Origin of the sequence: Tardiphaga sp. (assembly GCF_044336785.1) — a bacterium.
Classification (GTDB): domain Bacteria; phylum Pseudomonadota; class Alphaproteobacteria; order Rhizobiales; family Xanthobacteraceae; genus Tardiphaga.
In genome coordinates this window covers 1-25,325 of sequence record NZ_JBIIOT010000075.1, presented here as the reverse complement: position 1 = coordinate 25,325, position 25,325 = coordinate 1, and the positions used below count along the sequence as shown (strand labels likewise).

Here is a 25,325-nt window from a genome sequence, read left to right as displayed (position 1 = left end):
AACGGAGTTACGCTATTTCAGCAGTGTGCTCCCGTGGACTAAGGGCGCCCTCATTCTTCGGGCTGGTTATCGAGAACTTCTCGGACCTTTTCCGCCAACTGATCAAGCCGGAATGGTTTTGCAATGAAATTGGTTCCAGGGTCCAACACCCCGTTGTGCACGATGGCGTTTCGCGTGTAGCCGGTTGTGTAAAGGACCTTCAAGGGAGGACGTAATTGCAGCGCGCGGTCTGCAAGTTTGCGGCCAGTCATGTCAGGCATAACGATATCGGTGAACAGCAATGTCACGTCCTGTTCGCTCTCGAGGATAGCCAGACCTTCAGCGCCGTTGGCAGCGTGAAGAACCGAGTAGCCGAACTCCCTCAACGCCTCGACTGTGAAGTTGCGCATCCGGTTCTCGTCTTCGACAACCAGAATAATCTCAGTCGGTTTTCCAGCATGCACCGCCGTGGTCGCGCGTTTGATAACGGGCTTGGCCGCTTCCCCCCAGAACCGCGGCAAGTAGACTTTGATCGTCGTGCCGTGGCCCACCTCCGAGTAGACTTTCACGTAACCATTAGACTGTCGGACAAAACCGAAAACTTGGCTGAGACCGAGGCCCGTCCCCTTCCCGACCGCTTTGGTCGTGAAGAAGGGATCGAAAGCCTTCGCCAAGACTTCCGCCGTCATTCCGGTGCCCGTGTCACTTACGGCGATTAAGACGTATTGTCCGGCCTTGATGTCCGCGTCACGCGCGTAGTCTTCGTCAATAGATGCGTTTGAGGTTTCGATGGTAAGCTTGCCGCCATCGGGCATCGCGTCGCGCGCGTTGACTGCCAGATTGATAATCACGTTCTCGAGTTGATTAGGATCGGCATTGATCTTCCAAACGCCAACCCCAAGCGCGGTCTCCAAAGCGACTTGCTCGCCTAAGGTTCGCGCCAGAAGCTCGGTAAGATCGCTAAGAAGACGACTGGTATCGATGGCTTCCGGCGCCAATGGTTGTTGACGCGAAAAGGCGAGCAATCGCTGCGTCAGCGCTGCTGCGCGCGTTGCGCCTTCCATAGCGTTGTCGAGGTGCCGCCCGATTTCAACGTCGCCACGAGCAAGCTTCCGCTGGGCGAAGTTCAACCCTCCAATCACGATCGCAAGCATATTGTTGAAGTCGTGCGCGATCCCGCCTGTTAACTGACCAACCGCTTCCATTTTTTGGAGTTGCCGGATCGTCGTCTCGGCCTCGAGCCGTTCTTTCGATTGTACGGCAACAAGAATATTGGCATTCGAGAGTGCCGATTCTTGCTGATCGAGGCGCTGCGTAAGACGGACATTGGCTTCCGCTCGTTCGACGGCTTGCGCCGTCAGACCTGCGATTTCCTTGACGAGTGAAATCTCGGAAGGCGCCCAAGCCCTTACGCTTGCCTGATGAAGATAGATGCCGCCCGACCAACGCCCCTCATCGGAAAGGGGTACGCATATCCCGCCTAATACGCCGTCTTCGTTGTATGAGCGTATCCGACCGTCGTAATCGTAACGGCTGTCGCTGAATACGAGTGTGCGGCCAACACGCCGCTCGTTTTCGGCAAAAGCGCCGTAAGCGCCGGTTGGCTGTTCTCCGATCAGGGTTTTCAGCACTCCATCAGACCAACCGCCTGTATGCTGCATTCTGTTGGCGTCGAGCAGCCTGTAAAAGCCAGCCCTGTCCGCGCCCACGCGCTTGCCAAGCGCTTCCATTGACAATCGAATGATAGCAAACGGATCAGTGGCGGCGCGTTGTCTCGCCGTCAAATCGATAACGAAATCCCGTTCTTCCTTCGCAGCTTTCAGGGCCGCATCGGCCGTGACGCGATCGGTGATGTCGAAGCTGACACCAGGAAAGCGAACGGCTCTTCCGTCGCCGTCACGCATACATCGGCCCTGCGCCGACACCCACCTTATTGATCCGTCGGGACGCAATAGTCGGTAGTCCGACCGGAACAGGTCGTCGCTTGTCAAGGCTGCTTCGATCTCAGCTTGAATACGAGGCAGATCATCCGGGTGAATTCCGCCGAAAAACTCGTCGATGGGCGCTCCGGCCGCAGCCTTGGCGGGATCGACGCCGTACAAGACGGCAAAACGGGCGTCGGCGCGCACGATATTGTTCGGGACGTCCCAGTCCCATGCCCCAATGCTGTTGCCCGCAGACAATGCAAGCTGAAGGCGTTCGTCCGCGCTTTCCCTGTCGCGGATCGCCAACATCGTACTCGTTGTCTCCTCGGTGATGCACAGCATCCCGGCTGGCTTGCCGTCGTCGTCAAAAGCTGGCGAGTAGGAGAATGTCCAATAACTCTCTTCCGGAACGCCTTCGCGGCTAAGATCGAGCCGCATGTTCACGACGCGAGTGTTTCGGCCAGCCAAGGCTTCGTCCACAAGTGGCGAAATGTCGGCCCAGAGACTTTGCCAAAGTTCCGGAAATGGTTTTCCGGTCGCTGTTTGGGCACGGTACCCGAGGATTGGCCTGTATGCATCGTTGTAGAAAGAGAGCAGGTCAGGTCCCCATGCCAGGAACATAGGCGTCGGGCATCCGAGCATAACGGCGATAAGACTTTGAAGCGACTTTGGCCAATCCTCGAATGCTCCGAGGGACGTTGACTGCCAGTCGAACGCCTTGATTTCGGCGGCCACAACGCTTTCGGGATGATTCAAAAAGCCAGGTGTCGTCATTTCCATCCCGGAAGAAGCGGCGCACGGGTTTTGAAGCGCACACTTGGATTAATTAAAGCGATTTCGGCAGGTCGGTAGTTCGCGCGAACGTCTTCAGATTTACGTATCAGGAATATCCAAGTTTCTACAAAACTCTTCTCTTAAACCTGGTAGCCCGGTGCGATACGACTCTGCTATGTAGCAAGTTCCATATAGCGCGTAGCGTTTCAACATGACCGTGTGGCAGCAGGCAGTTTTTCAGTATCGATCATTAGCCGATAGTCAGCGGCATTTTGTCCTTTTAGGCATGTACCTCGTCGGATCGATCGCTTTAGGCGAGTTCCGGAACAACAAAAGCGACATCGACGCTGTTTGGCTGCTCGAAAATGAGCCAACTCGCGATGAAGTTGAATTTCTTGCCAATCGCCATCTTGGATCGGCGTCGCATGCTCCGCCATATCTTGATGGCGTATACGTGACGCTGCATCGACTGAAAACGCCTGCGGCTGACGGATTGCCCATTCCATTTGTCGTCAATGGCGTCTTCAGCGGTGACAAGCCATGTGGTGACCTGAACCCCATCCTCCGCCAGTGCCTTATTGAACACGGCCTGACGATCTTCGGAGCTCAGCCTTCTACGCTTGGAATTGTCGCCGACCGGACATCAACGGGTAATTGGATCCGATCAAACCTTCGAAGTTACTGGCGGAGCTGGATGGCAGAGGCGAAGGCGAAGGTCGATACCCGACAGCCAGACGAGGAATTGAATGCGGCCGCACTATCGTGGGGAGTTCTCGGCGTGTCCCGCATGGCGGCAACGCTTGAAACTGGCGAGATCATCGGCAAGAGCGCTGCGGGAGAATGGGCCATGCGAAGGTGGCCAGAATGGGCGCCGGTCCTCCTGCCAGCGCTGGACGAGCGCGCAGGGCACTTAAAGCATGCGACAATCAATCAGGGACGCGAAGCACTTGCGTATATGGATTACATCGTAACGCGCTTTTCTTAGTCACGAGAGACTTGGCAGAGCGTACCGAAATTCTTGCCGGTTTAAACCCGCCGGACTTTCCATCGCTGAAAATTTCGAGGTTTGATGCGCAAGCTACTCGCCCTTATTCCCTAGATCTGGTCATCCGCGGTAACGCACGCCAACCTGCCCATCCAATTGCGGGAGCGGCGGTCTGGCGGAGGTCGCCCCCTGACAGTGCACGAAGGGTCCGCGGTCATTGATGAGCAGCGTGGGAACATCGTCGTAGACTGGATTGGCGATCGCAAAGCGGCTGCCTGCCGCTAAGATGCGCGTCGAAGTGCTTGCGTGCAAAAGCATGCTGTTAGATTTCAGGCTCTTTTGCGGATGTCCGCTTTGCGCCATGAGCGGCCATTCGCCAAAGCGTCTTCCGGATAGATAACTCTACTTTGCTTTCGTGCTGTCGTACTGCTCGTCGCTTACCTTCTCCATCCACTCGACGACCTTTCCATCCATCACTTCCGCAATTGCGATGTGAGCCATGCCCGCCGTCGGCGACGCGCCATGCCAATGCTTTACGCCCGGCGGGATCCAGACATTATCGCCGGCGGCGATTGACTCGATCGGTCCGCCCTCCTTCTGCACCAGGCCTAAGCCAGAAATAACGATTAGCGTCTGCCCGAGAGGATGTGTGTGCCACGCGGTCCGGGCGCCGGGCTCGAACGTCACAACGGCGCCGCCGATGCGCGCTGGTGCTGATCGCTGAAAACGTGAACCGACTTGAACCTTGCCGGTGAAATTCTCGGCCGGAGCCTGGACGGCGGGCTGCGATCCATTGCGCATGATTTCGATCTTCGGCGAGGACTCAGTCACCGCGCTACCAGTGGTCTTCTCCTTTGCCTCGAACACCGCCTTAGCAACCGGGACGGCCGACATCGCTTTGGGCCACCCTGCGTAGAATGCGAGATGCGTGATCGTCTCGGATACCTCCGTACGGGAAAGGCCATTCGTCATCCCACGCTCGACATGGAAGCCGATTTGCTGTGCGTCGCCTGACGCGATCAGCGCTGCGATCGTGACCAGGCTGCGGTCGCGCGCGGAAAGGTCAGGCCGCCGCCACAGATCCTTGAAGAGGATGTCGTTCGTATATTGCGCAAGGCCAGGTGCGACCGGACCTACGTTGCTATTGACCGTGGCCGTACGCGTTGCCTCCGATGCACCATCGATCGGCAGCAGATCAGCAGCGACCGGCCTGGGCGCTTCGTCTGGAATGCCGCGCTTGGCGAAGACCTCCTTGGCCACGCCAACTGCCGATATCGCGTTGGGCCAGCCGGTGTAGAACGCCAGATGCGTGATCATGGCCGTGATTTCGGACGGCTTAACGCCATTATCGAGGGCGCGCCCGATATGGCCGACCTGCTGCGCCGTCTTGTTGCCAGCGATCAGCGCGGACACCGTGACCAGGCTGCGATCACGCGGTGACAGCCCTTCGCGGGCCCAGACGTCTCCAAACAAAAGATTTTCCGTGTAGTCGGCAAGCGTCGGCGTCAGTGAGCGCACGTCAGGCGGCGCCTTGACCGCAGGCTGCTGCTTCCGGTCCTGGGCGGCAGCTTCGCCGGCGACCATGGCGAACGCCGCCATGCATAGCATCATGAGTTTCATTGGTGGTCTCCACGAGAAGGGAAGCCACCGTCGCGCGGGACGACGGTGACTTTAGCCGAAGACGTCAGGCCGCCGGCATGTGCTCGAGCAACTTGTCCAGTGTGATAGGATAGTCCCGCACACGGATGCCGGTCGCATTGTAAATAGCGTTGGCCAGCGCCGCGCCGACGCCGCAGATGCCGAGCTCGCCGACCCCCTTGGCCTTCATCGGCGATGAGATCGGATCGGTCTCGTCCAGGAAGATCACTTCCTGATGCGGGATGTCAGCATGCACGGGGACCTCATAACCGGCGAGATCGTGATTCACGAAGAATCCGCGTCGGGTATCGACGGCCAATTCCTCGGTCAACGCCGCGCCCACGCCCATCGTCATGGCGCCAATGACCTGACTACGCGCCGACTTCGGATTGAGGATACGGCCGGCCGCGCAGACAGCGAGCATCCGCCTCACGCGGCTCTCGCCGGTGAACCGGTCCACCGCGACTTCGGCGAAATGACCGGCAAACGTCGACTGCTGGTATGTCTTCGACAGATCGCCGTATTCGATCGTATCTTCCGCAGAGAGATCCCCGTCCCGGGCTGCGTCGGAGAGACCGGCGCTGCGATTGCCGGATTTTACTTGGCCGTCGGAGAACGTCGCGTCGGCCGAGTTAAAGCCGAGCTTCTGCGCCACAGCCTCCCTCAATTTGACGCAGGCGGCATATACGCCAGCGGTGGAGTTGTTGGCGCCCCACTGACCGCCGGACCCGGCCGACACGGGAAAATCGGAATCGCCGAGCTTGACGACCACCCGATCGAGGCCGACGCCCATCATCTCAGCGGCAGTCTGCGCGATGATGGTGTAGGTGCCCGTGCCGATATCGGTCATGTCGGTCTCGACCGTGACGATGCCCTTGCTGTCGAGACGCACACGCGCGCCGGACTTGGTGAGCTGGTTGTTCCGGAAGCCTGCCGCCATACCGATGCCGACCAACCACTGTCCGTCGCGCATGGATCCCGGCTTCGGGTTACGTCGGCTCCAGCCGAAACGCTCAGCTCCGAGCCTCAGGCACTCGACGAGTTGACGTTGCGAGAACTTGCGCCCCGGCTTTTGCGGGTCTTCCTGAGTGTCGTTGAGGATCCGGAATTCGATCGGATCCATCTTCAGCTTTTCCGCCATCTCGTCCATGGCGATTTCCAGCGCTAGGAGACCGGGCGCCTCACCCGGCGCGCGCATGGCGTTGCCCTCCGGGAGATCGATTTCAGCGAGCCGCATGGCTGTCAGGCGGTTCGCTCCGGCGTAAAGGAGTTTTGTCTGGTTGACCGCGGTTTCCGGCTTACCCTTCGGCAAGTTCCCTGACGTGCTCTCATGAGCGATCGCCGAGATCTTGCCGTCTGGCGTGGCGCCGATCCGGATGCGCTGGATGGTCGCCGGGCGGTGCGTTGTGTTGTTGGCAATGAGGGGGCGACTGAACACGACTTTCACCGGCCTCTTCGCGGCGCGGGCTCCCAATGCCGCGAGAACCATGTCCGCACGCACGAACAGCTTTCCGCCGAATCCGCCGCCGATATATGGCGAGTCCACGCGGACATTCTCTGGCTTCAGACCGAGCGCCTTGGAAACGTCGCGCTTGGCCCAGGCAATCATCTGGTTGCTCGTCCAGATCGTCAGCTTCTCGCCCTGCCAGGACGCAATCGACGCGAATGGCTCCATCATCGCGTGGCTCTCGTCGGCCGTCGTGTAGGTCTCGTCAAGCTTGACGGGCGCCACAGCGAAGGCACCTTCGAATTCGCCGGTCCGTTGCTCGCTTCCCTTGACGACTGGCGCTCCGGGCGCCGCCTCGGCGAGATCGAACTTACCGGGCGCGGCGCTGTATTTCACCCGGACCAGCGCCGCCGCCGCACGCGCCTGTTCAAAGGTCTCCGCCACGACCAGCGCGACGGCTTGGTGGTAGTGCTGGATCTCCGCACCTCCGAACAAGGTGGCCGTGTTCATCGGTCCGTTCGGCAGCGGAGACGCATCGAGGGTCGTGACAACCGCGACGACGCCGGGCGAGGCCTTCGCTGCCGAAACGTCGATCGCCTCGATGCGTCCTCTGGCGATCGCGCTGCCAACGACGTGGCCGTAGGCCTGATTCGGCGCGACGTCATGGCGCTCGGCGGCATAGGGGGCTCGTCCTGTCGTCTTGAGCGGTCCGTCGATGCGGTCAGTGGCGCGGCCGACGACCTTGAGCTGGTCAATGGGATTGTTGGTGGCCGGAGTATCGAACTTCATGGCTCAGCCTTTCGCTTCGGCGAGGACGGACGCGAGCGTGCGCTCGACAAGCGCCAGCTTGAACTTGTTGTCGTGAGCGGGCTTGGCACCGTCCATCAGTCGGTCCGCGGTCGCCCTCGCACCGCGCGGCAATTCGGCTTCTGCGGCTTCCACGCGCCAAGGCTTGTGCGAAACGCCGCCGACCGCAACACGTCCGGTGCCGTCCGGCTGCACGATGGCGCCGACCGATACCAGCGCAAATGCATAAGACGCGCGGTCGCGGACTTTCCGATAGATCTGCTTGCCGCCGATCGGCTTGGGCAGCGTCACCGATGTGATGAGTTCGTTGGGCGTGAGCGACGTTTCGATATGCGGCGTGTCACCTGGCAGACGATGGAAGTCGGCAATCGGGATCGAACGCTTCTTTCCGGACGGATCGACGGTCTCGACGGCCGCATCGAGAGCGCGCATGGCGATGGCCATGTCGCTCGGATGGGTCGCGATGCAGGAATCGCTGATGCCGATAACACCGAGCGTACGCGCCACCCCGCCGATTGCCGAGCAGCCACTGCCAGGGGTGCGTTTGTTGCACGGCATGTTGGTGTCGTAGAAATAGGGACAGCGTGTCCGTTGCAGCAAGTTGCCAGCAGTCGTCGCCTTGTTGCGCAACTGACCCGACGCACCGGCGAGCAATGCCCGCGACAGCAGACCGTAGTCGCGGCGCACCCTCTCGTCGGCGGCAAGTGCTGTGTTGCGGACCAGTGCGCCGATCCGGATGCCGCCTTCCGCAGTAGGCTCGATCTTGTCGAAACCAAGCCCGTTGACATCCACCAGGTGGGCGGGCGCCTCGATCTCGAGCTTCATCAGATCGAGAAGATTGGTACCGCCAGCGATGAATTTCGCATTCGGCTTGGTGGCCGCGGCCTGGGCGGCTTCGGCCGGGCCCTTGGCCTTTTCGTAGGTGAAGGATCTCATGCGCGCCTCCCGGCTACTTCGGCGACAGCTTCGACAATGTTCGAATAGGCGCCGCAACGGCAGATGTTGCCGCTCATGCGCTCACGTAGTTCGGCCTCGCTGAACTGGGGCGCGTCGGTCAGGCTGGCGCTGACATGGCTCGGGATGCCAGCTTTGATCTCTTCAAGCACCGCAACCGACGAACAGATCTGACCGGGCGTGCAGTAGCCGCACTGATAGCCGTCGTGCTTGATGAAGGCGGCCTGCATCGGATGAAGGTTCTCCGGCGAGCCGAGTCCTTCGATGGTGGTGATCCTGCTGCCTTCGTGCATGACAGCGAGCGTCAGGCAGGAGTTGATGCGCTGACCATCGACCATGACGGTACATGCGCCGCACTGACCGTGGTCGCAGCCCTTCTTCGTGCCGGTGAGATGGATGTGCTCGCGTAGCGCGTCGAGAAGCGTGGTCCGGTTGTCGAGCGCCAGATCCCGCGCTTGGCCGTTGACCTCGAAGGACACTTGGGTGGGAGGAGCTACCGCTTCGGTTGGGATGGGTTGGGGAGACTGGGCGCCGGCGCGAGACGGTACTGTGGAGGCTACGGCTGATGCGCCGGCTACGATCATCAGATCGCGCCGGGACATCTCCAGGACGGATTTCTGCATATCTGGACCTTTCATCGAACGGTGCGCTTACGGCGCCGGATTAGAACCGTTTGAAGGCCAGATTAGTTTCGCGGTGCAGCAGCCGAATAGCCGTCGCACGTGGCATGAACTTATATCGCTAGTTCATCAATACTGCGTGCTTCTGTCGCGGGCGTCTACGGACCGCGGTAGCGCAATGCTTCAACCAGCAAGGAAAACGCTGCAGTCGGCTGTCGTCGGCTGGGATAATAGAGAAAGTAGCCGTCGAACGGCGCGCACCAATCTTCAAGCACCGTGACCAGACTGCCGTCGCGGAGATGATCCTTGACCGCGTCCTCCATCACGAAACCGAGACCGAAACCGGCTGCGGCGGCCTTGGCAATCATCGCCGTGTTGCTGAAGACGAGCGAGCCATCGACCCGCACCTTCGTCTCACGCCTTCCCTTTTGCAGTTCCCAGGCATACAGGCCGCCTGATGTTGGAAGTCGCAGATTGATGCAAGCGTGATCCGAAAGGTCCTGTGGCTTACGGGGCTTCGGACGGCGCGCTAAATATGAAGGGGCGCCGACAACTACCATCCGCAGCTCGGGCCCGATCTTCACGGCGACCATATCCTTGGCGACCGATTCTCCCAACCGCACCCCGGCGTCGAAACGATCCGTCACGATGTCCCTGAAGCCCGCATTGACGTCAATCTCGAGTTGAATATCCGGATACTTCGGCAGAAACGTCTCGAGTGCAGGCCACAGGATCGTACTCACCGCGTGATCCGATGCGGTGATGCGGATATTCCCCGCCGGCTTTTCGCGGAGCTCCCGCACGCTCGAGAACTCGACGGCGATATCCTCTAACGCAGGCGCCAACGTCTTTAACAACCGCTCGCCAGCCTCGGTCGGCGCAACGCTGCGCGTCGTGCGCGTGAGCAATCGCACCCCGAGACCGGTCTCAAGGCGCCGGATCGTGTGGCTCAACGTGGATTGAGAGGTTGCGAGCTTCACGGCGGCGCGCGTGAAGCTTTGCTCCTCGGCAACGACCATGAAGGCATACAGGTCAACCAGATCTTCGCGACGCACTTATGAACTCCGAATATGACATGGTGCTGATTATATCGAAAAATCCTTCAATCTGGTCAGGATTATTTTTAGGCCACCGGTACTTTCCGCCGGAATTACAATGACAACGAAGTGAGCGGCAGACACCGCGCTTCGCGCGACTGCCCTCTCGAAGGTGTCGATGCGTTACCTCGCGTCCGAGGATGGAGCAGCACGTGCCGCAATTTTTGAGGACGCCGACCACCGGATTGCAGTTGCAGCGTTAGCTGGTGGAGATGCGGTAATGTCAGCTTTGCGCCAGAAGCGGTCAATCGCCTTGCTGAACACAAATTCTTGCGCTCGACGCTTGGGCTAGTCCAAGCGCTGCTGATGGAATTCTATTCGAGCCTGTGACGTCAGAGCGCCGGTACACACAGGCAGGCGCTCGTTTGTAGCTGACGGTCTGCACATAGTCATAGCCAATCGCCGTATCCTATCGGTAGCATCCGGCATATAGTCGCGCACATAGTCAACAACCGTCCTGCTCCCTCCGTGTCGTTGTGCCTTTGCGACTTCTTCCTGAGAAACGGAACCAGCCGAAAGCCCGAATTCCTTTTCGGACATACTGATAGCGGCACGGATGAGTGCATCGCGCGCGATCATCTTGGCCTCCACCAGACTATGTTCTCGAAGAACCATTTTTCCTTGCCAAACTAGGTATGTCGCGCACGTGAGGGCAGCTTTCTTGGCGCTTGGGTGGGCGTTTGTTGCCCCTTGTGGAACGCGACGCATGATAGCCATGCGAGCCGCTCGCGGTCTTCGGCAGTGAGTGGCTCATCCGACATCAAAAACTGGCAAAGCGGATCGAAGTTGCCGAGATCTGCTTCGAATACCAATGATTTGACGAAGGCATCAATGCGTGAGTTTTTCACTACATCTCCCGAGCCAGCCCGATAAAAACCATTTGCACGGCACTTCAAGCGTTTATTTGCAGCAGTCTAGTACAAGGCGGACGGCATCATACTGACGCTCGAACGCTGGCATCAGGGTCCGCTACACCGAATATTTGGTGTGTCCTTAGACGTCCCAATCATACCGCAACGTCTCGCGAAACGCGAAGCGATCGATATGGCTTATCAAGACCTCCCGCAGGGTCTGTAAATCCTGCGCAGTTCGAGCGCTCAACTGGACAACCAGTTGATCAGGTCTAGCACTCAGGTTCACATCCCCGATCGTGAGAACGACCCGACCTTCATATGGATCGAAGGTCGTTTCGAATTTGTGCGACCAATGTTTGCAAATTTGCTGAAGATAACGGCTGCCATACGCCGTCTTTATAACGGTGCGGGTCGCGTAAGTTTGGGTTACAATCATAATTGATGCGCTTCGCTCAAGTTCGTTTGAACTTCCGACCGCCGACGGCGCCATCTGGGATGTGCCTCGCCCACATGCGCGAACAGACACATCCCTACGAGGGTTAAAAGTTGAAGGTCGCCGACAACATATAAGTTCGCGGAGCCCCAACCGCGAGGAACCCGCGCGCGGCAGACAGGTAGTAGTTGTTATCTGCCACGTTCTCGACGATCGCCCGCAGCACCGCCGGCTTGCCGGTCGGGCCGACAAAGGCGTAACGCGCACCGAGATCGACCCGGGTCCATTCCGAGACCCTCTGGGTGTTCGCCTGGTCATAATAGACGTCGCCGGTGTGGATCACGCGACCGGTCAGCGTGACGCCGGGTGCCATCCAATGCGGCAAGTCGTATTCGCCATAGAGGTTCAAGGCGGTGACCGGCACGCCCGGCGCATCGTTGCCATCGAAGCGGCCACCCAGTGTCGAGACGAGCTTGGCGTCGATGAGCGCGATGCCACCGAGCAGGCGGACGCCCTGGATCGGTTCGCCGAACACGTTGAGCTCCATGCCACGGTTGCGCTGAAGACCGCTGACAGAGAAGATTCGCGAGACAGGATCAGTGAACGCGCTCGGCTGTTCGATCTGGAAGAACGACGCGGTCACTGCAACGGTCCCGAAGTCATACTTGACACCAGCTTCCTGCTGCCGGCTGACCGTGGGGGCAAACACGGTATTGGCATTGACCGCCGTCGCAGGCGCCGTCGGGCCGGCATCGAGCGACTCGATATAGTTGCCGTAGATCGAGAGACGATCAGTAGCGCGGATGACTGCGCCCACCGCCGGGCTGAACCGCCCCTTATGGTAGCGCGATGTCTCCATGCCCGCCGTCGGCCCGTTCACCGAGAAGCCCCTCAGCTTGATGTCCTGCCAGCGGCCACCGAGCGTCAGGAACAGTCGCTCATCGAGAAACGACAGCGTATCCGAAATCGCGACGCTTCGCGCGGTTAGGCTCGACAGCAGCGGCCGGTCATCCGACCTTGCAAAGCCGCTGGTCTGGAAGGTCCCGGGCACTGGGCGCACGGGATTGTAGATGTTCGTCGCGTAGCTGAACGGCGTGTAGTTTAGCGGGCCGCCGCGATGCAGATCATTATTGGCCTCGACGGCCGAGATGTTGAACTGGTGCCCGATGAAGCCGGTTCGGAATTTGGAACGCAGCCCGATCTCGCCCGTGAAACCCTGGAGCTCCTGCGGCTGGATCGCGAGGGAGTTGATCGCGTTGCCGTTTGAATTCGTGATCTGGTAGGACGAGCTGAGGAAGTCCTCGTTATAGATGCTGCCGCCGCCCGCCAGATACATCGTCGTGTCAGGCAGCAGATCGTATTCGGCGCGACCCGCCACCATCTTGTAGCGGCTATCGACGAACTCGGCCCCGTTCGATGTGTTGATGCGCCCGTTCGGCGCCGGCGGAATGACGATACCGGCCGCGGCTGAATTGAAGAGCGATGTCGGCGCGTTGATATTCTGGTTCGAACTGTTCAGGTCCAGCGAGGCGCGGAAGCGTTCGCCACGATAGTCGAGACCGAGTGCGGCCACCCCGACCTCGGCCGTGTTCATATCGAGCGGCGTGTCGCCGTTGCGATACGATCCGTTGAAGCGGACGCCCCATTCCTTGTTCTCGCCGAAACGACGACCGACATCGATGTGGTTCGTAAATTGCGAATTGCTGATCCAGCCGGTGGTCCATCGCGTGATCGGATCGTCTTCGGCTCGCTTGGGAATGAGATTGATGGTGCCGCCGACGCGCGCGGTGCCTCCGCTCAGCAACGCGCTCGGACCTTTGAGGATCTCGACGCGCTCGATACCTTCAAGAAAGCTGCGGCGCGGATTGGCGAGATAGAAGAGTCCGTCATAGGCTATATCGAGATTCACCACCGAGAACCCGCGGATGAAGAACGAGTCGCGTTCGCTGAAGGGCGGGGCGTCGTTGCGAACCGACGGATCGTTGAGCGCAACATCGGCGATGGTGCGTGCACCCTGGTCTGCCATCAGCTTCGATGTGTAACCCGTGATATTAAACGGGGTGTTGAAGATCGACGCGTTGCCCAGCAGACCGAGCCGTGCGCCAGTCGCGACCTGACCGCCGGCATAAGGAACAGGAGGTTGCCCGACCGTTCCAGTCTGGGGCGGCAAGCCCGGATTTGGAAAGACCTGCGGTGCCACGACAGCCTCGCGAGCGCGCGGCTGGGCAACGGCGCGACGTGGGCCAGCAGTCGTGCGCTGGGTCCGCGCGGGAGCACGGGTTCGTGCCTGAGGAGCAACCACCTCGACGGGCGAAAGCGTCGTCGATGAATTCGTGGGCGTTTGCGCGGATGCTATTTCCGAGAATGGCAGGACGCCGAGAGTGGTGACGAAGAGAGCAACTGGACCGACCTGCCGTCTCATAAATGATGTCTCCGATGCGCAATCATTTTTCAATGCGTTGCGCATACAGGACGAAGCGAGCATCGCCTCCGCGACGTTTTGTCTTGTCGGAGCTAATTCAGAAAAGTGTGACCTGATTGCACTTTTGTTTTTTCTAATTCAAAAGAGCGCGCGTCTTGTTCCAACGCTTGTCGTCGCCAATGAGCGCAGCAATCACCGATAGTAATGCACCGTGCGATAGCCGCGCACCGTGACGACTTCGACGTCGATGTCGTAGATGGCGCGCAGCGTCGCCGTGGTGACGATGTGATCGGGCGGCCCCGCAGCGACCACGCGACCGTCGCGCATCGCCACGATGTGGTCGGCATAACAGGATGCAAAATTGATATCGTGCAGCACGACGACCACAGTCCGGCTACGCTCGTCCACCGCACGCCGCAGCAGCGACATCATCGCGCGCGCATGGCGCATGTCGAGATTGTTCAGGGGCTCGTCGAGCAGGACGTAGTCGGTGTCCTGCGCCAGCACCATGGCGATATGCGCACGCTGCCTCTGGCCGCCGGATACCTCGTCCAGATAGCGATCGGAAAACGGTTCCAGTTCGAGGAAAGCGAGCGCGTCGTCGATGCGGGCGTGGTCGTCCGCCGTCAGCCGTCCTTTCGAATGGGGATAGCGACCGAATGAAACTAGATCGCGCACTGTGACGCGCGCGGCGATCGCATTGTCCTGACGCAGGATCGCCAGACGTTGCGCCAGCGCGTCCGTCGGCGTCTTGGCGACGTCAAGCCCATCGATCAGAGCGGCACCGGCGCTTGCGGCCGTCAGCCTGCTGATCATTCCGAGAAACGTCGATTTACCGGCGCCGTTGGCACCGATGATCGCCGTCAGGCCCTGCTTCGGCAATGTCAGGCTTACCCGATCGACGACGAGCGTCTCTCCGTAGCGGCGCGTCAGTTCCTGCGTCTCGATCATGGGAGGGTCTCCTTCAGCGCTTCGATGATCGAATCAACAGCGCGATCAACACGACGCCGCCGGCGAACTCGATCACCATCGGCAAAGCCGCATTCAGTGCGAACACCCGTTCCAGAACGAGCTGTCCGCCGACGAGCGTGATGATGGCGATGAGCGCGGCTGCGGGAATGACATGGATGTGCCGGAAGCCAGGCACGATGACATAGGCGAAATTTGCGACGAGGAGCCCTAGAAAGGTGATAGGCCCTACCAGGGCCGTTGAGACGGACGTCAGTATCGCGACCAAAGCGAGCACCTGGATCACCAGGCGGCGATGATCCACCCCGAGACCGATCGCTGCGTCGCGACCGAGCAGCATCACGTCAAGGCGCGGCAGCAGACGCCACGCCGCCACGAGAGCGACCAGGACGACCAGAGCCGCCGGCAACAGCAGTTCACTGCGCACCGTATTGAAGTTCGCGAACAGGCGATCCTGGAGCACGACGAAATCGTTCGGATCGATCAAGCGTTCCATGAAGCTTGCACAGCTCCGGAACAGAGCGGCCATCACGACACCGACAAGCAGCATCATGTGCAGGCTGCGTCGTCGATCGGCCAGAAGCCCCCCATAGAGCAGCAAGGCGAAACCGATCATCGCGCAGACATCGATGGCGAATGCCAGACGCGGGTCACCGAAGCCCAGGCCACGTGCCCCAATGAAGAACACGACGCTGGTCTGGATCAGGCTGTAGAGCGCGTCGAAGCCCATGATGGACGGCGTCAGGATTCTGTTCTGGACGATTGTCTGGAACATGACCGCAGCCACGGCCACGGCCACACCCACGAGGACGATGGCCGCCAGCTTGGTGCCGCGGAAGGCCAGCACGAAATCCCAGCGCCCACGCGCGCCGACGGTCAGGAAGGCGACCACGACTGCGGCCGCCAGCACCGCAAGACAGATGAGGACGACGCCGGGGCGACGTCGTTGCAGCGCGACCGCCTCAGGCAAGACGGCCGCCTTTGCGCAGGAGGAGATACAGAAAAATTCCACCACCGACGACACCCATCACCGTCCCGGCCGGAATCTCGAACGGGAAGCGGACGATGCGCCCGATCAGGTCGCAGGCCAGCATCAGGCCGGCGCCGAGGCCGGCCACCAGCGGCAGCGTGCGGCGAAGATTGTCGCCGGCAATGAGGCTGACGATGTTGGGCGCGACAAGCCCGAGAAACGGGATGATGCCGACGGTGACGATGGTCGCAGCGGTCACCAGCGCAACGATCAGGAGCGCGAGAGCGACCACGGCACGATAGTCGAGGCCGAGATTGACGGCATTGTCGCGGCCAAGGCCAGCAATCGTGAAGCGGTCAGCGGCAACATAGGCGGCGGTCATCAGGCCGAGCCCGATCCAGAGCAGTTCGTAGCGGCCGCGCAGCACGGCCGAGAAGTCGCTCGCATTCCAGGTCGCCAATGTCTGCAGTAGATCGTAGCGATAGGCCAGCATCGTCGTCCCCGCCCAGACGATGCCGCCGAAAACAATACCGATCAACGGGACAGTCAGGGTCGAGCGTAGCGGGATCGACCGCAGGATGCCCAAAAACGCGGCGGCGCCGGCCAGCGCAAACGCGGCGGCGCATAGCATCTTGACGACGATCGGAGCGTCCGGAGCGAGGATGGTCACGGTGAGCATGCCAAGCCCGGCCGACTGCGCCGTCCCCGCAGTGGTGGGTTCGACGAAACGGTTCTGGACGACCAGCTGCATCAGGACACCGGCGACGGCGAGGCTTGCTCCGGCGAGCAGCAGCGCCAGGGTTCGCGGAAGCCTGCTGACGACCATGATGTCCCAGGAACGATCGCCGACGCCGACGAGCAAACTTGCGGAGGCCAGAGCCAGCAGGACAATAGCCGCTCCAGGTACGACATAGTGACCGTAGCGGCCGCCCGCCGAGGTCGGCTCAGCGCGCGGCATCGAGCGCCGAACGGATCTGCTCGATCATCCGTTGCAGGGATGTAAGACCGCCATTGACAAGGTAGAAGCTCGCGGCGTCGAGGTAGACGACATTGCCCTTTCGCCAGGCCTTGGTTTCGCGCACGAGCTCGTTGTCGAGCAGCTGGCGCGCCGGTTGGCCACGGGCATCGATGGCTGCATCGCGGTCGAGTACGAATAGCCAGTCGGGATCGACCTTCCGGATGAATTCGAACGAGATCGGCTGACCGTGCAGTCCAACCTTGATCTCGGGCGCCGCCGGCTTGAAGCCGAACGTGTCATGAATGACGCCGAAGCGCGATCCGGACCCGAAAGCACTCAGACGTCCGCCGGTGGTCAGCACGATGAGCCCCGTGCCTGCGGCATCGGCCTTCCTGCGCGTGGCCGCGATCGCAGCGTCCAGCTCCGCGATCCTCTTGTCGAACTCCGCCTGTTTGCCAAACAGGCTGGCGAGTGCTCCCGCGCGAAGTTTGGCGGAGTTCAGCAGGTCCGCCGCATCCACCGTCATGTCGATCGTCGGTGCCATCTTCGACACCGCGTCATACCGGGGTCCCGAACGAAGACCAACGATCACGAGATCCGGCGATAATGCATTGAGTTCTTCGTAATCGGGTTCCCAGAAGGTGCCGACCTTCGGATAGGTCGCAGCGTCATACTTCGCTAAATAAGGCGGTTTCGGTCCGCGCGGGACGCCCGCGACCTGAACCCCAAGAGCGTCGAGGACATCAAGGGATGCAAGGTCGAAGACCACGATCTTCTTGGGAATCGCGAACATTGTGAGCCGCCCTTTGGCGTGCTCGATTGCGATTTCGGCCGCATGGACCGGAGCGCTGCATTGGGTCGTAAACGCAGCCGCCAGGAGAGCCATGGTAAAGCACTGAACAGGCTTTCGACAGTACGCCGACGCAAGCGTGATCACGCGGGTGATGACCGAGCTTGGTGGAGTCTTTCGCGATACTGTGGTGGAGGCAGTGGACATTCCGGTCCGATAACAAAGACCACGACCGATGAGTATCCGCAAAATATGCGAGTCGCTGTTGTCACTTTAGTATCGTTCTATTTTGTGGTCCGTCAGACGCCGAGAGCGACTGTTCGTCGCAGGCTCGGCCGTCTAACTCGACCAAGTTCGTTTCCAGATTGCGGATATGCCGCGAAAGAAACCCGAGAACTGTGATGGCTGTGCCCATCACGCCCATCAGCATGAATAAAGAGCGCACGCTTAGCACATTACCGAGCAAGGATATTAGAGCTAAGCCCACTGGCGCCGCCATCGCCTCGACGGTCATCAGCAGCGACAGCACCCTCCCCTGAATTCGGTTGTCGAGTTTCGACTGCAGAAGCCCGGTCAGCGGAGCGTGGCCGACCACATAGAGGATGCTGCCTATCATCCACCATACCACTGCGAGCCAGAATGCATTTGACGGCGCGAGCGCCATCAAGGCTATCGTCGCATAAGCGAGCGCGAAGCCGCCGAGGCACCACAGCATTGCTGAGCGGGGCGCAGTCACCGCGACGATCCCGCCGCCAATCAGCATCCCAATGCCGGCCGCCGCTTCGATGGTCGCGACTTCCCCCGCTCCCCCTCTAAAATGTTCTTTGACGAGCAACGGTACCAAAGTGAAAGTCGGCATAACTACCAAGGTGATTGCTGCCATGAGCAGGAACAAGCTTTGCAGCCCACGATGCTTCCAGATCAGCCCTACGCCTTCGATAAGATCTGACCGCAGATCGGGCCGACCAGTTGCACGATCCTGCGGAATCCGGAAGACCAGCAGCGGAATGATGCCGAGTAACGCGGTGCCTATATCAATTGTAAGAGCCCAACCGATCGGCATCAGAGTCAGCGCCAATGCGCCCAGGGGCGCCGCAGCGAGCAGGGTGATGCCAAACATAGTCTGGTTTAGCCCCGCGGCGCGCGGAATGAATTCGACCGGCACCAGCATGGCGGTGCTCGCCATTGCCGCCGGCGTTTGAAATGCTTGCATCGCGCTCCGCAAAGCCATGGCTAGGTAAGCATGCCAAATCTCGATCCCCCCGGACAGGAACAGTCCCATCAGCACTATTACGCACGCGGCGCTGATCACGTCGGCCGTAATCATTGTGCCGCGTCTATCATAGCGATCCGCTACCGCGCCCCCAATGGGCCCCAGTATAGCCCGCGGCAGCAATGCTGCGAGGCCCGCCAGCGATAACGCAGTGACGCTCCCCGTGGTGTCCGTGATCCACCAAAGCAGGACAAACTGAGTGACTGATGAGCCAACGAGCGATACCCCCTGCCCCGCGAAGATTGACCAGAAGCGCATACGCCAAACATCGTGACGTACACCAGGCGCAGCGGCCGGATGGCTTATTTTGGATCGTCTCATGTTTCCGAAGTATCGGCATGATATGGCAATCTGACTCAAGAGCGGTGCCATTATCCGCCGACCAGCCATGATCTGCGAAGCGAGAGCAGTCAACCCGGCGCGGCGATAAGTCCCCCATCTCCAACCCATCGGTTCGTCGAGGATGCACAGGCGCGAACCGAGGTATTCGCGGGCGCCCAGAACAAGACGTATCCATCCCTTCCGAGTACCGTTGACTTCAAACCGCGTTGTAAGCGGTCCGGCCGCGCTCCGTAAGCACGCGACCGGACCTAACCGGCAGAGAGTTGGGCTCGATCTGAACCGGGTGATCTTTCATCCACCGGAGAGGACAATCCGTCAATGGCACGGCTTGGGCTTGCGGCATCTCTGCGAGCAACGGCTTTATCGCAGCAAGCCAATGATGGCTGCAGTGGGAAGCCCGACGAGCGGCAGGAGGGCTACCTTTGGATTGATTGCGAGCAGACCAATTAGCGCCAGGCATGCAACTGTCAGAATGCCAAACCACGCCGTCGTCCCGCTCGGCCAGCCCCATGCTTGTGCGGTCACAGGCAGCGCCACAAGCAGGGCGATGGTCCCGATGCAGCGCAGCGTAACGACGATCGGCTGAATGAATGGTCGTCCACGCAGGCTGCGCGCGTGCGAGGGCATCGCGAAGCAGAGCGCTGCCCAGCCTGTATAGGTGAGTGCGAAAGCGAGGGCAATCATGCAGCGACCTCGCCGCGTCTCGCGTGATATGCAGCGCTTATCGCGAAGAGTGCTGCCGTAGCGAGTGCCGTGAGGTCGAAGCCCACAAATACCCAATCGCCGCTCATGAGGCTGGCCGGCAGTCCGCGTTCGGTCGTGATGGCGTTCACCAACGGTATCGCGGCAAACAACGCGACAGCTATCCATAGCTGCTCACGCCACGCAGCGCATTGAGGACGCGCGGCGGCGTGCAGGCCGGCGACGAGCCAAATCACAAAGAAGCAGCCAACCTCCCACACGGTGCGCTCCGGCGATGACGCGGAGAGCAGTCTGTTGCAGAGGAAGTAGGCGGCGATGGCGATCGGAAGGCCGATGATGGACGTGGCGTTGAGTGCATCCACGATCTTGTGTCCGACAGTGGCTCTGTTGCGTCGGCGTTTCGCGGCCCACAGCACCAGCCCCGTTGCGATCATCGCGCAGCCGACAATGCCGGAGATGAAGAACATCCAGCGCAGCCAGATGTCGGAGAAGCGCGCCAGGTGCAGGCCGTGGAAGATGCCGCGTGCCTCGGCAGCGGGGCCGGTGGCCGGCGTCTTCGCGATCAGCGCACCGGTGGTGCCGTCAAACAGCATCGATTGCACGGCATGCGAGATCCGCTCGCTGTCCTGGCGAACGAGGCGAATCGTGGCGGCTTGGTCGCCGGGATTGTCGATCACGATGCGACCGGCAGTGCCGCCATTCCATTCGGCAGAGGCGACGGTGAGAAGCGGCGCAATCGGCGTCAGCGGTGCCGCGACGTTGACGGCCTTGCGCGGCGTCGCATCGTCGAACATCTCGACGACGAATTTCTGCCGGCCGTCCGGATACATCGCCTCGATGCCCCAGGGCAGATAAAGCGGCAGCAGCGTGATCAGGCCCGTATAGGCGATCATCACATGAAACGGCAGCGCCAGAACGCCGAACGCATTGTGGGCGTCGAGCCATGACCGCTGTCCCTTGCGCGGCCGGAACGTGAAAAAATCCTTGAAGATGCGTCGATGCGTGATGACGCCGCTGATGAAGGCCACCAGCATCACGACGGCGGCGGTACAGGTCAGGTAGCGGCCGAACCGCTGCGGCATGTAGAGATCGAAGTGGAAGTAATAGAGAAAGTCGCCACCCGCGGTGTTGCGCGCGTTGACCGGTGCGCCGCTGTTAGGGTCGAGTGTGAGTCGCTTGGCGGCAGGTCCTGTTCTCGGATCGCGCAACACGAGGGCTGATGTCACTGGCGTGCGATCGCTCGGCAGATCAATCATCCAGCGCCGTGCGCCAGAACCGGTATCGCCGAGCTGGCGCAGCGCCGCATCGGCGGCGACGTCTGTGGAGGGGGCGGTGAGTTGACCGATTTCTGGCCTCATCCAAAGCGAGATCTCATCGCGAAAATAGCTGACCGTGCCGGTGACGAAGATCGCGAACAGCAGCCAGCCGAACAGCAACCCGCCCCAGGTGTGCAGTTCGGCCATTGCCGGCCGCAATCCGCGTTCGGCGGCGGGGCGTCGCGCGTGATCGGCGGTGATGCTCATCGGATAAACTGCGTGATGGTGCCGAGCGCGGCGCAGGGAATGAGAATGCCGAGGCAAGCGCGCCACGTGCTGCGCGCGGCGAAAGCCCAGATGATGGCAATGACATTGACGACAAAGCCTATCATGGCGCCGGTCAACACGGCTTCGAGCCGGACCGCCGGAAGCACCTTGGCGAGCAAGAGTGCGACGACGGCGCTCAGAACGTAACCGCCGACGAAACCGGCGAGGATGCGTGCCGTCATCGGCAGCCACGTCGGTCTCATCGGCGTTTGTCCTTCATATCGCTGCGCGGGTGATGCCGCGCAGGTGCCTTACCAGCGATAGCTCACGGTAGCGAGTACGGTCTGCGGATCGCCATAGCGGCAGCCATTGGACGCCACGCAGATCGTGTAGCCATTGTTAAACAGGTTCTTCACGTTGAGACGTGCATGGAAGCCGTTCAGCTCACGCGCAAGATACTTCAGGTCGTAGGATGCTGTGAGATCGACCACCGCATACGCCGGAACGTCGTTGACGTAGCCGGGGATATTGGTCTGGCCGATGGCACGAATGCCGCCGCCGAATTTGAAACCATGCCAGCCAAGCGCGCCAAAATCATAAAGGCCCCACACCGAAGCGGTGTTGTAAGGCACGCTGGCGAGGCGTTCGCCGAGCAAGCCGGGAACATTCGAGCGCGTCGTGCGAGCGTCGGTATAGGTATAGGCCGACACAATGCTGAGTCCGCCGAACTCGGCTTTGGCCTCCAGTTCAATGCCGCGCGATTTCGCTTCGCCCGACTGAACCGAGAAAGTAGTGTTCACCGGATCCGGCGTCAGCACGTTCTGCTGGGTGATCTCGAATGCGGCTGCGCTGAACAGCATGCGGGTACCGCGCGGCTGGTAGCGGACGCCGACCTCATACTGTTCGCCACGCGTTGGTGCGAACGGGTTGCCGAGACGGTCGGTGCCGAGGATCGGCGCAAAGGACTGGCTGAACGACGCATAGGGCGCGATGCCGTTGTCGAACAGATAGACTGCGCCAGCGCGGCCGGTCCATGCTTCGTCCTGTTGCGACGTCAGAGCACCGGTGCGAATGATGCGCGTGTCGACATCGCTGAAATCCTTGCGGCCGCCCAGCAGCAGCACGAATTTGTCGTAAATCTTGATCTGGTCCTGCACATAGACGCCGACCTGATTGCTCAGCGAGTTGGAGCCATTATTGGTGGTGCGGTTGACCGTCACCGGCGTGCCATAGCTGGGATTGATGACATCGACGGTTGATGCGGTTCCGCCGAAGCGGTCCGAATTCAGCATGCTGCGATAGTAGTCGACGCCGGCGATCACAGTATGCGCGGTCGGACCAGCGACGAACTTGAACTCTGCCGAGGTATCGACGGCAAAGCCGTTGCCGTGCTCGACACGGCTGCTCACGGTGCGCGAAGCGGTCCGGCCATTGGCGCCGATATTGCCGAGCAGCAGATAATCCCAATCGGTCACCGCATCATACAGGCGCAGGTTCTGACGGACCTTTACCGCATTGTTGAAGGAGTGCTCGAACTGATAGCCCACCGCGCCGGCCTTGGTCTCGAAACGATCGAAGCTCGGCTCGCCGAGGAAGCCTTGCCGAGGAATCGTGCCAACACTGGTCGGCAGCACAGTGCCGACATAAGGCAGCGGCGTCGGGAACTTGGTCTTGGATTCCTGATAGTAGCCATACACATTCAACGATGTGTTGGCATCCGGGCGCCATGTCACCGATGGGGCAAGATACAGCTTGTCGTCCTGGATATAATTGGTGGGTGTGTCAGACTTCCGCACCAACCCGGTGAAGCGGTAGAGCAACGAGCCATCATCTGCGAGCTTGCCGCCGACATCCGCCGAGATTTCCTTGCGCTGATAGTCGCCGACGCTGACATTCACTTCGCCGAACGGGTTTTCGGTCGGCTTCTTGCTGATGGCGTTGACGAAGCCGCCGGGGCCAAGCTGGCCGAACAGAATGGACGAGGCGCCCTTGACGACTTCGAGCCGCTCGAGGCCAAATGGCTCGGTGGTGGAATCATAGACGCCCGAAGTCAGTTTCAGGCCATCGCGCAGCAAGCCGGAATTGCCGGCGGCGACGTCGAAGCCACGAATGCCGATATTGTCGCTGACGCGGGTGAATGAGGTCGCCTGGACGCTGACGCCGGGCACATAGTTGAGGACTTCACCGAGCGTCTGGCCGCCCTGGTCGCGGATCTGCTCACGCGACACCACGGAAACCGTCTGTGGGGTCTCAAGGATTGGTGTGTCGGTCTTGGTCGATGACGCGCTGCGCGAAGCGACATAGCCGTTCACCGGACCGTTGGCGCGTTCGACGAACACCGGCGCTGTGGTGGCGGCGGACTGTGCCGGCGCCTGCGGACGACGCGCGCTGCGAATGGTACGGGTGTTGCGGGCAGGACGGTTCGACGTCACGGCGGGTGCGCGGCGCTGTGCCTGCGGGGCATCCACCGTAACCGGGGGAAGATTGCTCTGGGCATTTGCAATGCCGGCATCGATTGACAGGGAAAGCAGGCTAACGCCGCTAAGGCACGCCGCTCGCGCAGCTTTCATCCAGAAGTTCACGTCGAAGTCCCCCAAGGAGAGCAGATCGATGCTCTCGGCAGGTGGGCTCTACATCGAACTAGACTGGCGTACACCACAGGCGGCTTTAGAACCAATGTAATGAGGCAACTTGTTCTCGCGGTGTAGCAGAACCGACATACCGCTAGAACCGCAGAGCACTCATCCTTCATCCATAAGTTGCTGAATCCTTCGTGCGTGCCGTGATCAAATACCGCTTTGCGCCAGAAGCCAACTTCTGCACGCCCCTTGTCCAATGGACGTTACCCCGCTGCGACGAGCGCTAGGCGGGTTGGTGCTTTTAAAGAGTTCAAAGTTGTGCAGCAACATTATCAATGATCGCTGTAGCAGTGCTGATTTTAGAGGAGACAATCTTATCCAGCGTATCGGACCACAGTCTTCCTCGCGCAACTGCGCTTTACATCCGAGAACTCGCCTACAAAGGTCGAAGCAGTGAACCAGCCATTCTGCCACTTCATTTCCGCCGACGCCAAAGGTCACCGCGGCATTGGCAGACTCGAGCTCAACACGACGAGTGCCGGTCATCGGGTTCCATTTCCGAATTAAGCGTCACAGAGTTCGGAAAGTAACGAGGGGTGTCGAGCCTGAAGGTGTCACCGGTAACGCACAAACGGATTGCAGAATGCCTGAGGTGTAAATTACCCTCGATAGCCGGTAGTGAAATGCCTAGTCTGCGACGTCGGAGGAGGCCGCGATTCTGGCCTCAATCTCTTCCACAAGTTGACGAACCTGCTCTAAGGGCATCTGGTCAAGCGCCGCGGTGATCCGCAGCTTGTACAGTTCAACGATGTTCTCGATCTCAAAATTCTGCTCGTCGCTCACGGTCGACCCCGCGTCGTTCGAGTGAGCCGGGATGGTCCTGGCGTTACATCACCGCCCTGCTTCCGCGGCGGTGATGAGGAAGATCAGCCAAAACAGCCAGTGCGACAACCTGCCTCACCAAGATTGGTGATGTGCAATTCTGCGCATCAGACTAAAGTATATATATCTAATAACAATTATGATAGGAACTTAAGTGTCTTCGGCGAACCTCGTCCCGTGTCCCGGCTGTGGTCAGCGGCGCGATCTCAAGTCCATAAAGCAAGATTGCGACGGCAAGGGCGAGGTCAGGACCTTCCATTGTCGTCAATGCGAAAAGACCGTGAGCTATTTGCTTCGTGGTCGATGTGGACCGATTATGTTGCCGGATAAGGCCGTGCCATGATGGCCCTAGCCGGTTCAGGTTGACCTCCATCCCTTATCCCTGCTGGTCAGGCCCGGCGC

Annotated in this window: 20 protein-coding genes; 1 reads left to right on the top strand and 19 read right to left on the bottom strand. The window is 60.3% G+C overall.

All coding sequences use genetic code 11. The features are described from left to right. Positions 1 to 50: 50 nt before the first annotated feature. Positions 51 to 2,678 carry a PAS domain-containing protein gene (locus ACIQ2A_RS19140; RefSeq protein WP_398482190.1) on the bottom strand — a complete coding sequence of 876 codons (2,628 nt, stop codon included), beginning with the start codon at positions 2,676 to 2,678 and terminating at the stop codon, positions 51 to 53. A gap of 211 nt (positions 2,679 to 2,889) precedes the next feature. Here ACIQ2A_RS19140 and ACIQ2A_RS19135 point away from each other — a divergent pair, with 211 nt between their 5' ends. Next, on the top strand, positions 2,890 to 3,663 hold the full coding sequence (locus ACIQ2A_RS19135; RefSeq protein WP_398482187.1) for an aminoglycoside adenylyltransferase domain-containing protein: 774 nt from the start codon (positions 2,890 to 2,892) through the stop codon (positions 3,661 to 3,663). Positions 3,664 to 4,065: 402 nt separating this feature from the next. Here ACIQ2A_RS19135 and ACIQ2A_RS19130 read toward each other — a convergent pair whose 3' ends face one another. The 18 genes from ACIQ2A_RS19130 to ACIQ2A_RS19045 form a co-directional block, all read right to left on the bottom strand. Beyond that, a complete protein-coding gene (locus ACIQ2A_RS19130; RefSeq protein WP_398482185.1) occupies positions 4,066 to 5,283 on the bottom strand; it encodes a carboxymuconolactone decarboxylase family protein in 1,218 nt (405 codons plus the stop codon). 64 nt (positions 5,284 to 5,347) lie between these two features. Next, positions 5,348 to 7,537, bottom strand: coding sequence for an aldehyde oxidoreductase molybdenum-binding subunit PaoC (gene paoC, locus ACIQ2A_RS19125; RefSeq protein WP_398482183.1), 2,190 nt, complete (start codon positions 7,535 to 7,537; stop codon positions 5,348 to 5,350). A 3-nt stretch (positions 7,538 to 7,540) separates the two neighbouring features. Beyond that, entirely contained in the window at positions 7,541 to 8,491 is a 951-nt protein-coding gene (locus ACIQ2A_RS19120) for an FAD binding domain-containing protein (RefSeq protein WP_398482180.1), read from the bottom strand. Then, a complete protein-coding gene (gene paoA / locus ACIQ2A_RS19115) occupies positions 8,488 to 9,132 on the bottom strand; it encodes an aldehyde dehydrogenase iron-sulfur subunit PaoA (protein WP_398482178.1) in 645 nt (214 codons plus the stop codon). Before paoA ends, ACIQ2A_RS19120 begins: the two co-directional genes overlap by 4 nt. Before the next feature lie 155 nt (positions 9,133 to 9,287). Further along, positions 9,288 to 10,184: a LysR family transcriptional regulator gene (locus ACIQ2A_RS19110; protein ID WP_398482175.1), complete on the bottom strand. Its 897-nt coding sequence runs from the start codon at positions 10,182 to 10,184 to the stop codon at positions 9,288 to 9,290. Between the two features lie 671 nt (positions 10,185 to 10,855). Continuing rightward, the gene (locus ACIQ2A_RS19105; RefSeq protein WP_398482173.1) at positions 10,856 to 11,074 is read right to left on the bottom strand and encodes a hypothetical protein; all 219 of its coding nucleotides are present in this window, start codon (positions 11,072 to 11,074) and stop codon (positions 10,856 to 10,858) included. A gap of 145 nt (positions 11,075 to 11,219) precedes the next feature. Then, positions 11,220 to 11,516 (bottom strand): DUF2218 domain-containing protein, encoded by a 297-nt coding sequence (locus ACIQ2A_RS19100; RefSeq protein WP_398482196.1) that lies wholly within the window; start codon positions 11,514 to 11,516, stop codon positions 11,220 to 11,222. Between the two features lie 103 nt (positions 11,517 to 11,619). Then, positions 11,620 to 13,935: a TonB-dependent siderophore receptor gene (locus tag ACIQ2A_RS19095; RefSeq protein WP_398482171.1), complete on the bottom strand. Its 2,316-nt coding sequence runs from the start codon at positions 13,933 to 13,935 to the stop codon at positions 11,620 to 11,622. 192 nt (positions 13,936 to 14,127) lie between these two features. Further along, positions 14,128 to 14,886, bottom strand: coding sequence for an ABC transporter ATP-binding protein (locus ACIQ2A_RS19090; protein WP_398482169.1), 759 nt, complete (start codon positions 14,884 to 14,886; stop codon positions 14,128 to 14,130). Between the two features lie 13 nt (positions 14,887 to 14,899). Then, entirely contained in the window at positions 14,900 to 15,928 is a 1,029-nt protein-coding gene (locus tag ACIQ2A_RS19085; RefSeq protein WP_398482167.1) for an iron chelate uptake ABC transporter family permease subunit, read from the bottom strand. Next, positions 15,867 to 16,832 (bottom strand): ABC transporter permease, encoded by a 966-nt coding sequence (locus tag ACIQ2A_RS19080; protein WP_398482165.1) that lies wholly within the window; start codon positions 16,830 to 16,832, stop codon positions 15,867 to 15,869. Before ACIQ2A_RS19080 ends, ACIQ2A_RS19085 begins: the two co-directional genes overlap by 62 nt. Then, the gene (locus ACIQ2A_RS19075; protein ID WP_398482163.1) at positions 16,819 to 17,718 is read right to left on the bottom strand and encodes a siderophore ABC transporter substrate-binding protein; all 900 of its coding nucleotides are present in this window, start codon (positions 17,716 to 17,718) and stop codon (positions 16,819 to 16,821) included. Before ACIQ2A_RS19075 ends, ACIQ2A_RS19080 begins: the two co-directional genes overlap by 14 nt. Positions 17,719 to 17,890: 172 nt before the next feature. Then, positions 17,891 to 19,153, bottom strand: coding sequence for an MFS transporter (locus tag ACIQ2A_RS19070; RefSeq protein ID WP_398482160.1), 1,263 nt, complete (start codon positions 19,151 to 19,153; stop codon positions 17,891 to 17,893). A gap of 444 nt (positions 19,154 to 19,597) precedes the next feature. Next, the gene (locus ACIQ2A_RS19065; protein WP_398482158.1) at positions 19,598 to 19,921 is read right to left on the bottom strand and encodes a DUF3325 domain-containing protein; all 324 of its coding nucleotides are present in this window, start codon (positions 19,919 to 19,921) and stop codon (positions 19,598 to 19,600) included. Beyond that, on the bottom strand, positions 19,918 to 21,402 hold the full coding sequence (locus tag ACIQ2A_RS19060; protein ID WP_398482194.1) for a PepSY-associated TM helix domain-containing protein: 1,485 nt from the start codon (positions 21,400 to 21,402) through the stop codon (positions 19,918 to 19,920). Before ACIQ2A_RS19060 ends, ACIQ2A_RS19065 begins: the two co-directional genes overlap by 4 nt. A 56-nt stretch (positions 21,403 to 21,458) precedes the next feature. Then, complete coding sequence (locus tag ACIQ2A_RS19055) at positions 21,459 to 21,587, bottom strand: DUF3649 domain-containing protein (RefSeq protein WP_398482192.1); 129 nt, start codon at positions 21,585 to 21,587, stop codon at positions 21,459 to 21,461. A 186-nt stretch (positions 21,588 to 21,773) separates the two neighbouring features. Continuing rightward, entirely contained in the window at positions 21,774 to 23,894 is a 2,121-nt protein-coding gene (locus tag ACIQ2A_RS19050; protein WP_398482156.1) for a TonB-dependent siderophore receptor, read from the bottom strand. A gap of 834 nt (positions 23,895 to 24,728) precedes the next feature. Beyond that, positions 24,729 to 24,884: a hypothetical protein gene (locus ACIQ2A_RS19045; protein WP_398482153.1), complete on the bottom strand. Its 156-nt coding sequence runs from the start codon at positions 24,882 to 24,884 to the stop codon at positions 24,729 to 24,731. Positions 24,885 to 25,325: the final 441 nt, after the last annotated feature.